The sequence below is a fragment of the Desertibacillus haloalkaliphilus genome (genome assembly GCF_019039105.1).
Taxonomy (GTDB): Bacteria; Bacillota; Bacilli; order Bacillales; family KJ1-10-99; genus Desertibacillus; species Desertibacillus haloalkaliphilus.
Window position 1 is genome coordinate 19,445 of sequence record NZ_JAHPIV010000011.1, and the last position, 11,184, is coordinate 30,628.

Annotated in this window: 13 protein-coding genes; 8 read left to right on the top strand and 5 right to left on the bottom strand. The window is 41.1% G+C overall.

The annotated features are described in order from the left end of the window. Positions 1-75: 75 nt before the first annotated feature. Together KH400_RS13175 and KH400_RS13180 are read left to right on the top strand one after the other, a co-directional pair. Complete coding sequence (locus KH400_RS13175) at positions 76-1,512, top strand: NAD(P)/FAD-dependent oxidoreductase (protein WP_217225225.1); 1,437 nt, start codon at positions 76-78, stop codon at positions 1,510-1,512. Then, positions 1,505-1,666, top strand: a complete 162-nt coding sequence (locus KH400_RS13180) for a hypothetical protein (RefSeq protein ID WP_217225227.1) — start codon at positions 1,505-1,507, stop codon at positions 1,664-1,666. The genes KH400_RS13175 and KH400_RS13180 overlap by 8 nt, the downstream gene beginning before the upstream one ends. A 706-nt stretch (positions 1,667-2,372) precedes the next feature. Here KH400_RS13180 and KH400_RS13185 read toward each other — a convergent pair. Beyond that, entirely contained in the window at positions 2,373-2,768 is a 396-nt protein-coding gene (locus KH400_RS13185; protein ID WP_217225229.1) for an acyl-CoA thioesterase, read from the bottom strand. Between the two features lie 330 nt (positions 2,769-3,098). Here KH400_RS13185 and KH400_RS13190 point away from each other — a divergent pair, with 330 nt between their 5' ends. The 3 genes from KH400_RS13190 to KH400_RS25315 all read left to right on the top strand — a co-directional run bounded on the left by KH400_RS13190 (position 3,099) and on the right by KH400_RS25315 (position 6,273). Further along, on the top strand, positions 3,099-4,595 hold the full coding sequence (locus KH400_RS13190) for a flotillin family protein (protein ID WP_217225479.1): 1,497 nt from the start codon (positions 3,099-3,101) through the stop codon (positions 4,593-4,595). A gap of 91 nt (positions 4,596-4,686) precedes the next feature. Next, positions 4,687-6,096, top strand: a complete 1,410-nt coding sequence (locus tag KH400_RS13195; RefSeq protein WP_217225231.1) for a hypothetical protein — start codon at positions 4,687-4,689, stop codon at positions 6,094-6,096. 42 nt (positions 6,097-6,138) lie between these two features. Next, entirely contained in the window at positions 6,139-6,273 is a 135-nt protein-coding gene (locus KH400_RS25315; protein ID WP_281418710.1) for a hypothetical protein, read from the top strand. A gap of 157 nt (positions 6,274-6,430) precedes the next feature. Here KH400_RS25315 and KH400_RS13200 read toward each other — a convergent pair whose 3' ends face one another. The 3 genes from KH400_RS13200 to yxiS all read right to left on the bottom strand — a co-directional run bounded on the left by KH400_RS13200 (position 6,431) and on the right by yxiS (position 8,301). Beyond that, on the bottom strand, positions 6,431-7,165 hold the full coding sequence (locus KH400_RS13200; RefSeq protein WP_246589555.1) for a DUF421 domain-containing protein: 735 nt from the start codon (positions 7,163-7,165) through the stop codon (positions 6,431-6,433). 198 nt (positions 7,166-7,363) lie between these two features. Then, entirely contained in the window at positions 7,364-7,702 is a 339-nt protein-coding gene (locus KH400_RS13205) for a YckD family protein (protein ID WP_217225233.1), read from the bottom strand. Positions 7,703-7,998: 296 nt separating this feature from the next. After that, positions 7,999-8,301, bottom strand: a complete 303-nt coding sequence (gene yxiS / locus KH400_RS13210; protein WP_217225235.1) for a protein YxiS — start codon at positions 8,299-8,301, stop codon at positions 7,999-8,001. Between the two features lie 144 nt (positions 8,302-8,445). Here yxiS and KH400_RS13215 point away from each other — a divergent pair, with 144 nt between their 5' ends. The 3 genes from KH400_RS13215 (at position 8,446) to KH400_RS13225 (ending at position 10,775) form a co-directional block, all read left to right on the top strand. Then, positions 8,446-9,393, top strand: a complete 948-nt coding sequence (locus KH400_RS13215; protein ID WP_217225237.1) for an alpha/beta hydrolase — start codon at positions 8,446-8,448, stop codon at positions 9,391-9,393. A gap of 209 nt (positions 9,394-9,602) precedes the next feature. Beyond that, the gene (locus KH400_RS13220; RefSeq protein WP_217225239.1) at positions 9,603-10,040 is read left to right on the top strand and encodes a Dps family protein; all 438 of its coding nucleotides are present in this window, start codon (positions 9,603-9,605) and stop codon (positions 10,038-10,040) included. Between the two features lie 234 nt (positions 10,041-10,274). Continuing rightward, positions 10,275-10,775: an acetate and sugar kinases/Hsc70/actin family protein gene (locus tag KH400_RS13225; RefSeq protein WP_246589556.1), complete on the top strand. Its 501-nt coding sequence runs from the start codon at positions 10,275-10,277 to the stop codon at positions 10,773-10,775. A 54-nt stretch (positions 10,776-10,829) separates the two neighbouring features. On the opposite strand, the gene KH400_RS13230 is transcribed toward KH400_RS13225, so the two are convergent. Further along, entirely contained in the window at positions 10,830-11,180 is a 351-nt protein-coding gene (locus tag KH400_RS13230) for a YolD-like family protein (protein WP_217225241.1), read from the bottom strand. Positions 11,181-11,184: the final 4 nt, after the last annotated feature.

Here is an 11,184-nt window from a genome sequence, read left to right on the forward strand (position 1 = left end):
TAAAGTTAGGCTTTTTTATGTACTTTTTTAAATAATAAGAAGTGAACGATCATTGTCATACTGGGGGAATGAGTCATGAAGAAATATGATGCGATTATTGTTGGAGCTGGACCAGCTGGAGTTTTTGCTAGTTATGAACTTTTAGAAAAGGTACCGAATGCGAACGTGCTTTTAGTTGATAAAGGTCATGATATTTATCAGAGAAGGTGTCCAATTTTAGAGGAAAAAATTAAATTATGTCCGCCGCCTGCAGGCAAGAAAGAATTCGCTGGATGCTTACCGGCATGTTCAATTACAAATGGTTTTGGTGGTGCAGGTGCTTATAGCGATGGGAAATTTAATATTACGACTGAATTCGGTGGCTGGATGAGTGATTACCTTAGTCCCTCTACCGTGATGGAACTCATTCAATATGTCGATCAAATTAATTTAAAGCATGGAGCAACGGATACGATTACCGATCCGACTACAGATAAAGTACGAGAGATTGAGCAACGTGGTTACGGTGCAGGGCTAAAATTATTGCGTTCCCAAGTCCGTCATTTAGGAACGGAGCAAAACCTTGAAATTTTAACATCGATTTACGAGTATTTACGTGACAAAATAGATATGATGTACAAAACGGAAGTCAGTGACATGTTGACGGTAAAAGAGGACGGCAAGCATAAGATTCAAGGGATTGTCCTCAAAAACGGTGAAGAGCTATACAGTGATCATGTCATCATTGCCCCAGGGCGTGACGGTTCAGCATGGTTAACCGAGATTTTAAAGAAACGTAAATTGAAAATGACGAACAACCAAGTCGATGTTGGGGTACGTGTTGAAACCTCTGATGTTGTTATGAGCGAGATTAATGAGCACCTCTATGAAGGGAAGTTTATTTACAACACTTCAGTCGGTACGCGTGTTAGAACCTTCTGCAGCAACCCATCAGGACATGTTGTTGTCGAAAACCATAGTGGTGTGATGGCCGCCAATGGACACGCATATAAAGATCCGACATTAGGCTCAGAAAACACAAACTTTGCGTTACTTGTTTCCCATACGTTTACTGAGCCATTCGATAAACCAAACGAGTATGCGCGAGAGATCTGTAAGCGAGCGAATGATTTATCAAATGGTGGTGTGATCATCCAAACGTTTGGCGACATTATGAAAGGAAGACGTTCGACAGAAAAGCGGATTCGTGAATCGTTCTTAGAACCGACATTGAAGGAAGCGGTACCTGGGGATCTCGGTTTAGTTCTCCCATATAATACAATGAAAAGCTTAGTCGAGATGATCGAGGCGCTAGATAAAGTGACACCGGGGATTGCCTCTGAGCATACGTTTTTCTATGGGGTTGAAGCGAAGTTCTACTCTGCTCGTCCGAAACTAAATGAAGAATTTGAAACGGAAATTGAAGGGTTATATTGTGGTGGTGATGGTGCCGGAATTACACGTGGTCTAGCACAAGCAGGTGCTGCTGGTGTTTGGGTCGCGCGCAGTATCGCAAGGAAATTAAATGCCTAATGAACGAGATAAAGTAGAGGGGGAATTTCAAAGGGAAAAGTCCTTTATAAAGCGGATGAAGGATAAAGCAGTCGAGAATCACGGAGGAAATGTCCTTCATAAAGGCGATGAAGGACAAAGCAGTCGAGAATCACGAGGAAAATGTCCTTCATAAAGCCGATGAAGGACAAAAGAGTCGAGAATCACAGTGTAAAAGTCCTTCATAAGGCGGATGAAGGACAAAGTAGTCGAGAATCACAAAGGAAAATGTCCTTCATAAAGCGGATGAAGGACAAAAGAGGCTAGAATCACAAGGGAAAAGTCCTTCATAAAGGCGATGAAGGACAAAAGAGTCGAGAATCACAGTGTAAATGTCCTTCATAAGGCGGATGAAGGACAAAGCAGTCGAGAATCACAAAGGAAAAGTCCTTACCCTGCGGAGAGTATTCCTTCAACAAGAGGACGCGCTTGGTTTTATGGACGGAGTGCAAAGTGGATTCTCATTCCGTTAAAAGGAAGAAAGGTTGCTCCGACGAGGTAGAAACGGATTCTGGTTCCGTTACTCGTACAAAATCAATGGAATATTGTGGAGATCAGGCAATTAGCGGAATGAAGATCCGAAACGATACTCCAAACAGGGAGAATATAAGGAATAACGGAATGAGTATCCGGCAAGTGGCGAGTAGCTCTACAGATTGTGAATGTTTTCACTTAAATGAACGGGATGGCGTTAGTTGAATAATAGAAAAGGCAGAGGATGGTGACCCCTGCCTTTTTCTGTGTGGTGTGATTCTAAAAGGATACGATTTAACTTGGTATGGACCTTGTACGTTCGTTTTCTTCCTTCAAAACTGAACTACTTAGCTCTTTGCAGTTATCTTTTAGTTGGTCATGAGTGGTTGTAATGGCTCCTTCTTTGCGACTAACTCACGAATTGCCTGAGGCACATGGGTTTTCGCTTTCGTTTGGCGGTCCACGACCGCAAGTACGGCATTGGCAGAGAGAACAAGCTCGTTTTCCTCATTGATGATCGTTTGTTTGAGAGTGAAACTAGTGCGACCGACGCGCTCAGTCTCTGTGTGTATGGTTAATCGCTCTTGATCAAACATTTCTCTTTTATAGTCAGCGTTAATATTGACCACCATCGCGCGAACGTCATGTGATAGGCAAAACTGATACCATACCTTCCGTGCTTTTTCTAGATACTCCATATACATAACATTATTGATATGATCACTAGTTGTTTCCGCTTTGATGTGTAATTTGGAGTAAGCCATTTCTCTCACCGCCTTTTTAGATACCGACTGGTTAGTACTTTGAGTGTAGCAAATACACCATTATATTTCAATCAAAAGCTGTTGGTAATTAGCTTGTCTTTTCATTACTCGTCTATTGACCATCTGATCTCTAATAAAAATGTCTAGAATAAGAGATTTCCAATTATTTTCCTGAAACACCCCTTCTCATGATCGTTTATCGTTGTTAAGATTAAAAAAGTGTGAAACCTTTTGGATGCTGAATCGTACATATAGGCGAGGAGGGAAAGGGAGAAATTCTTATCTCTTCATTTTTAAGGAAATTTTTTTACTAGGAGTGAATGGTTTATGATGAGTATGATCTGGTTTATTTTATTGGTCATTTTATTGTTTGTCTTACTTATTGCAGGCGGTGTTGGTTTTTTTATTTATAAAAAACGATATAAAACTGCTAGTTCCAATGAGGCGTTAATCATTACTGGTCCCAAGCTAGGGAATCCTGATGACGATTCTAGGATATTTGTTGATGAAAATGGCAGAAGTTTAAAGATTGTTCGCGGTGGTGGGATCCGCTTAAAAATGTTTCAAACGTGTACTCCTGTTGATTTAAACTCGTTTCAAATTAAATTAACGACACCAAAAGTGTATACATCGCAAGGGGTTCCGGTCATTGCTGATGCCGTTACATCAGTGAAAATTTCGGATACGTTAATAGGTGTAGCGAACTATGCTGAACAGTTCTTAGGGAAAAAGCAATCTGAAATTGAAGAAGAAGTTTCAAAGGTTCTTGGGACAAATCTTCGTGCGATTCTATCAAAAATGACCGTGATTGAGATTAATAATGATCGAGAATCATTTAACCATCAGGTGCAAGAGATTGCTCAAAAAGAATTGGATAACATGGGTTTTAAAATTACGTCCTTTGGTCTTGATGATCTCCGTGATGCCGATGAGGAGAATGGCTACCTTGATAATTTAGGTCGCCCTCGTATTGCAGAAATTCGCAAAAAAGCGGAAATGGCTGAATCGGATGCTGAGAAGGAGACGCGCATGTATCGTGCGAAAAATGACCAAGAAGCTCAAAATGAGGAGAATATCCGTTTAAGTGCTGTCGCAGAATCAAAGAAAGAAAAGGATATTAAAGAAGCTCAAATTAAAGAAGAAACGGAACGAGCACGTGCGAAATCTGAACAATCGTATGAATTAGAGAAAGCTCGACTCTCTCAACAAGTGAAAGAAGAAGAAATGAAAGTGCAATATATTGAGCGTCAACGACAAGTAGAACTAGAGATTGAAGAACAAAAACGACGTAAAGCGCTTGCGGATGCGAATGCGTATGACATTAAGGCCAAAGCCGAAGCGGAAGCAGAAAAATCACGAATTGATGGGGAAACGAAAGCAACCATTGAAAAACAAAAAGGTCTTGCTGAAGCGGAAGTTGTTCGTGAACGCGGACGTGCAGAAGCGGAAGCGAAGCAATTAATGGCTGAAGCAATGGAGAAATATGGTGAAGCTGCGATCCTAGAAATGTTTATTGAGATGCTGCCAAAGTATGCGCATGAAATTGCTCAACCACTCTCTAAAATTGAAGAGATGAAAGTGATTGACATGGGAGGCTCGGATTCAAGTGGGGGCTCTTCAAAGATCACGAACAATGTCACGAAAACGATGCTCGGCCTACAAGAAAGTTTAAAAGAAAGCACAGGCATGGATTTGAAGGCGATGCTTGAAAGCTATGTATCTCGTGGCAATGTCAATAACTTTGAGTCATCGAAGTCCGAAGCCGCACCAACAGCTGAAGAAGTACAGTCAAAGAGCGCTGATGACACACCAAATGAGGAAAGATAATAAGTCTCTCTAGTGAGGTCCTGCTATCGAAATGGCAGGGCCTTACGTACATAACAGTAGTGACGGTAGATGATCGAGAGGAGAGGTATGATTGGAACAATATCAAAAAGGATTTCGGTTAATTTTTTGGGGACTGATTCTGACGTTCATCGATTTTACGATTAATGAAGTGTCTGCCTTACCTTCGTTTATCGGCTATTTGATCGTGCTAGCTGGAGTCAAAGCGGTCGCCGAACAAGACCCACAAGTAAAACGATTGAAGCCGTGGCTGAATGGACTGTTAATCGTTACTGCCCTCAGTTGGTTAAGCCTCTTTCAACGTCCTGATAATCTGCAAGGGGCGAGAGAGCAACAAGGGCCTTTTTATGTCGAGTTGCCACCATTTGACCTTCAACATCTAGCAAGTGGTCTCGAGATGGTCTTTAGCCTCGTGTTTGTGACCTTGCTTATGAACCTTTATCTTCTCATGCTAAGGCGAAGTGAGCATCCGTATTGGGAGCGAGTGTTTAGAAATCGCAGAAACTTTTATGTCGTTGTACATATACTCGTGCTCTTCCTCATGCCTCTTGTGATGATCGGTCCTGCGGCCTTGGCCCTCCCGTTTGCACTCTTGATGCTGCTCAATTTTATTGCGTTTATCCGGGTTTTAATGAGTGCTTACCGGATGAAGAAGCTTGCTGAGGCTGAGGAAATACGTGCTGAGGTTGGTGAGCAAGAACGGTTAACAGCGGTTTTCTTTGAGAAAAAGAAAGCATCACTCATCGGTGCTATGGTGATTGTTGCTAGTTGGGGAATTGGTTTTTTCTGGGTGGAACAACACCGCCTTGACGAACCGTTATTTTTACCAACCTTTATTGCATATGAAACCAATGAGCATCGCGAAACGCAGTTGTATTACCTCCATACGAACGGGTATAACCAGCAAGTCGTTGTAAACGGGCGGTTGAATGCCCCGCACCAGACGGTGTTTTCGTACAGTTATTATGCGCTGAATGAGCTGCCACTTAACAGTTATGATCTCGAACATATACTTTTGGAACCGGATCAACTAAGGCAGTATGATGGAACGCCAATCACCGATGTCGAGCCACTGCATGTAGCGAGATTAGAGCCACTTGCTGAGCGTGATGATCATTATATCGAGTTACGCTCAACCCGAACTAGTTACGATGAAACAGCTGTGACATTTGAAGTTGTTGAATCTTTTACACTTATTGATGAATTTGCTCTCCCGTTTGACGACCAAATCGGTGATTATTTCTCGATTTCGTGGACGAGTGAGCGCAATCCTGTGTCCGTCGGGCAGTCGTTTTTACCAGGGGATAGACTGACGTTTACGCTGGAACCGTGCGGAGATATTGGTGGATTAGCCAGTGTTTCCGCCCCGCTTCGAGTTGAGATTGAGACGGACGAAGGAGACTCCTTCGAGCTTGATTTAACGTGGTTAACGTATCATCCTCACTTTGAGCGGGACACGATAGAGGCTTATCTGCAACAATAAAATTAGTGCGCCGGTTTGGTGTGCATAGGAAGGGGAGTGTTTATGGCGATTTTTTGGCTCATTGCATTTGCATTATTAATGTCAACGCTCTTTGCGATTGAGCGGAAATTAACACGCATCAATCAACAAAATGAACAAATGATTGAGCTATTAAAAGGTAAACAAGATCGTGACTGATTATTCTCGCTGGCGTGAACACATGTGTTTATGTCAGCTTTTTTGGTGGTGAACGGTTTTCCCCCGTGAGTGTTTAGCGGTGGAGTGAGAGAGCACCGCTATTTTTGATCAAGATGCGATTTCTTTTTCCTACGTCGCTGTAAACACACAATTGGTCTTAGTGATGCATTGGAGGTACATTTCTTAAAAGGAGGTGCTGATCTTCATTGATCGACACATGTAACTGATGTTGTTCATTGACAGAGGCAAAAAAGACAGACTGAGCCTTAGAAATGCCAGCTTGTTGTAATTGATCCTTGAGCCACTGTTCATCTAACTTTAATTTTTCGAGAACGTCGTAATAGATTTCACCATCTATAATGACTGGAAAGGATAGACCTGTTTTCTTTTTCGTGAGCCCAAGATCCTCGACTGTGACGGCTGACTTCTCGCCTTTCTTATGAATCGTAAGCTTGCCATTTCCTTCAATGATTGCGATCTTAACGTCACTGACATCAAAGACATCATTTTCTCTGAGCATTTGTAAAATGTTATCAATCGAGTAACGGATCTTTGTTAAATTCTCGATTAGAAATTTACCCTGATAAATGACAATCACCGGTTCAAAGGTGATAAGCCTCCCAAATGTTCTGTTCGTAATTTTGGTTTTTGTAACGAACACTTGGAATAAGGCAATCAATATAATAGCAACAGCTGTATGAATATGATCAATGCTTGGATCCGCTAGGTCAGCCCCAACGACTGATCCGAGGATGAGCACAACTAAAAAGTCAAAAACCGGTAACTCACCGATTGAACGCCTTCCCATAATCATCGTCATAACGAGTAAGAGTGGTAAAATGGTAATGATGCGTAAGAAGAGAATCCCTTGTTCTTTTAATAGTTGTTCCAAAAGGTGACACACCTTTCATTACTTTTATATAAGAGACTAGGACAAAAGGTTGGTTTTACCTTTTGTCCCATCCCCTAAGCAATAAGCGTAACCGCTACCATCTTTTAGAAGCCTGGTGTGATTGAGGGCGCTGAAAAAGTGTGAACTTCACTTTTTCAGCGCCTCTTACATGTGGCGAGTGAAGCGATTGCCAATCGTTTAACTAGTTTTGTCCTGATCTCCTTTATGTCCTTTTTTGCATTTGCCCCAAGTTGGAATATAGCCATTTTCCTCTAATTTTTCTTGATGTTTGTCAAACATTGAAATGATTTTATTCCCTTTTTCTTCTGTAAACACACCGAATTCAACGTACTTATCGATCATCTCTTTTTTCTGCTCATGGATGCTTTGTGAGAGGGCGGCTAATTCCTGTTGCTGCTGTTCGGTTAATTCAACCTGAATCGGGGCATCTTCACAACCCTCATGTGCCTCTGCTGCTGTCACAGACCCTACGCATAAAAATAGTCCAACCATGAGACTGCAGAAAAATATTCTCATCTGAAACACTCCTTACAATTAATTTCACGTTAGCTTTTGCTTTTCTTGAACATTTATCCATGGTTTACCAAAAAAACTGAGTCTTCTCGGTAAATGAATGTTTTGTTGTAGGATAGTACGGGTAGTACCTACTATAAGGAAAGTGATAAGAATGATTAATTAATAATAACTACATTATCAATGAGAAGGAATTAGGTTATAGGTGCGACTAGAGGTGTAAGAGAGAATGAGGGAGCTGTCCTAGAAAGTTTTAGTGCACCTTTTTTGGGACAGCCTTTTTTTGCTCAATGAGTAGTTTATTGCTTGTTGCGCTGCGCGATTTCTTCTGTAACAACGAAAGCGAGGTCATCATTACCGAATAACGATAATACTCCAAGTAATGTTTCATCAGGGATGTCCTCTGATTCGCTCTTCGGTACGGTTAAGTCTAGTGCTTGTTTAAGAGCGTCGTTAACCGTTTGTTGTGGATATGCTCGCATGTATAAGTTTAACGGGTCGAGGTCATGATTGATGCACCACTGTGCAAATACGAGAACCATCATCTGTTCATCACGCTGATAATTTTCAACGACTTGTTGTTCGATCTCTTTTTTGTTCATACAATCTCCCCTTTATGCTGATATTCACTCATTATATAACGAATGGATGTGAAGGGAAAATAAAAGCATAGTGACATTGGAAAAATAGAGTTATGCTTGCTTCACACGGTTAAATGTAGATGACAGTGAGAAAGGGTGAACGAGATGAGAGAGGAAAAGAATGTTGCGTTTGGAGACGATGTTACGATCAGTGGAACATTAACAATTCCGGAATCAAGAGATAAACACCTGCCTGCGATTTTAATTGTTTCTGGTAGTGGCCCAACAGACCGGGATGGAAATGCCCCACAATTGAAAGGAAATATTTATAAAGAGTTGGCTGATTTTCTTGAATCAATCGGTTTTGTGACATTACGATATGACAAACGAGGGGTTGGTGAAAGTGAGGGTGACTTTGCAACTGCAGGAATGTCTGATTTAGTGACCGATGCGGTGAGTGCGGTCGCGTTTTTACGTGAGCATAGTCGTGTTGACCCGAATCGAATTGTCGTGTTAGGGCATAGTGAAGGCGGTCTGCTTGCCTCCGCGATTAATATGGGAACGGAGATTAATGGCATCGTTATGCTGGCTGGTGGTGCTGGTGAAACCCTCCTTGAAGCGACTGATTATCAACGAGAGATCGCTTATGATCAATTAGAATCGCTCTCAGGTTTGAAGGGATTTTTGATTCGAAAATTAAAAATTGTCAACAAAGACAAGAAAAAAGCGAAGCGCCTCTTTGAAAAAATGAGAACAACTACCAAAGATACGATCAGGTATAACTTTGTGAAGTTAAATGCCAAATGGTGGCGTGAGCATATGCAATTTCAGTTGCCTGAAGCGTTGAACCAAATGACTTGTCCGCTTTTAGCCGTCACAGGATCAAAGGATGTCCAATCAAACCCAAAGGCTCTAGATAAACTTGAACAGTATGTGTCAACTGATGTTGAAACACACGTCATTGAAAATATGAATCATATGTTAAAAATTCAACATGAAGACATTGAAATACAAAGGCTTATGAGCATTTATAAGAAAGGGATCAATGAGCCGATGGCAAAGCAACTACAAGAGGTATTAGAAACATGGTTAACCAAGCATTTTCGCAGGTGATCTCTGTTAGATGACTCATGAATGATAGGTGACAGATAGCAGGAGTGTTAGATCGGTCACAGTTTTGTTATAGTGCATTTTGTTACACTCGGTAATGGTAGGGAAAAATAAAAGTTAATTTATTATTATTATTATTAATTGATAATAATTATAATCTGTGTTATTCTAAATACAGAAAGAGAACATTATAAAAAACAGGAGTGGTATACATGCAAAAACAATTAATTGAAGAACTTAATAAACAACTAGCAAACTGGAATGTCCTAAACACAAAGCTTCATAATTATCACTGGAATGTGACGGGAAGTGACTTTTTCACATTACATACAAAGTTCGAAGAGTTTTATAATGAAGCTGCTACAACGATTGATGAAATTGCTGAGCGAATTTTAACGATCGGTGGGAAGCCAGTTGCGTCGTTATCCGAGTATCTAAAGGGCACAACGTTAAGTGAAGCAACGGGTACGGAAACAGCAAGAGAGATGGTCGCGGCGATTGCTAAAGATTTCGAACAGATCGTGGCAGAATCAAACGAGCTGATCGAAGTTGCTGAAAAAGCCAATGATGAATCAACAGCTGATATGTTTATCCAAGTGAAGACAACATTAGAGCAACATATTTGGATGCTAAAAGCATTCTTAGGATAAAACGTAACAAACACGTAAAGAAGAGGGGCAAGAAGCCTAGTGGGTTCTATTACCCATCGTAAAATTAACAAGATCATTATGCCAAAAAAGCACCGTTCGCGGTGCTTTTTTGTTCTTATTTAAGTAGAATTGGGCCGCGAGATGTCCTTCATCGTCTTCATCAAATTGTGGTGGGAGGGCGGAGCGCGCCAGTGAAGGGGTTTGTTCACACCGATTTTAATAGGAGTAGCTCGTTTGAGAAGCGCTAAAAAGAAAAGTTTTCAAGCGAATGTTTCCATGCAAGTTTGTCATATTAAGAGTATGGGGGTTGATAATTTGTTTTCGCTACGTGGTGACGCTTGGAAGTTTTATCAGAAATTACGGAGAACGGAACGGAACGGTGACAGCGTAAAACAGTTGAATGAGATCAAAGAAATTGAAGAGATTCAATCGTTTTATGTGACGCTCGATGACGATACGCTACATAACATCCGCTACCGGATGCTAAAAGAAAAAGAAGGATCGGGAATGATCCCGATTTTTGTGACCTCGATTCCTTGGCTGTTGTTTATTTTTTCAAAACAATTGCAGCAGTTGTTATTTGAAGGAGGGACATACCTTTGGCTCGTTTTTATTTTCATTTATGTGACAGTGCTTTTTTTTAGTGTCATTATTCATTTTCGTGAAAACGCTTGGGCCAATGTCCATATTGAACTCATTGGTGACGTGTTAAAACGAAGAGGCGATCAAAAGTAATCAAAAGATCAGCTCCCGGCTAGTCTACATCGCAGACTAGCCATCGACGTTTGTTTAGTCATTCATTCTGACATCAACGATATCGATAAACGATAAAAAAAACCGCTCTTCGAATTTGTCGATAATTCGAAGCTTTTTTTCGTGATAATCAATGTAGTGAACGTGACCAACGAGCGTATGAAATTCCCCTCTACTCCAATAAACGAATGCAAGGGCTTGATTTTCAACGACGGCGTCGCTGATCGTTTGTTCAAATTCCTCAAATTGCTGTGGGTCCAATTGCGGCCTCGGTACTTTCTCCACCTCGTTTGCCCATTCTTTGAGCATCGCTACGTGCTCTGGTAACATCATACTCGTCCATTTCAGTGTACCTCGATCTTTATTGTTTGCCATTAGCGGTTCCATATGA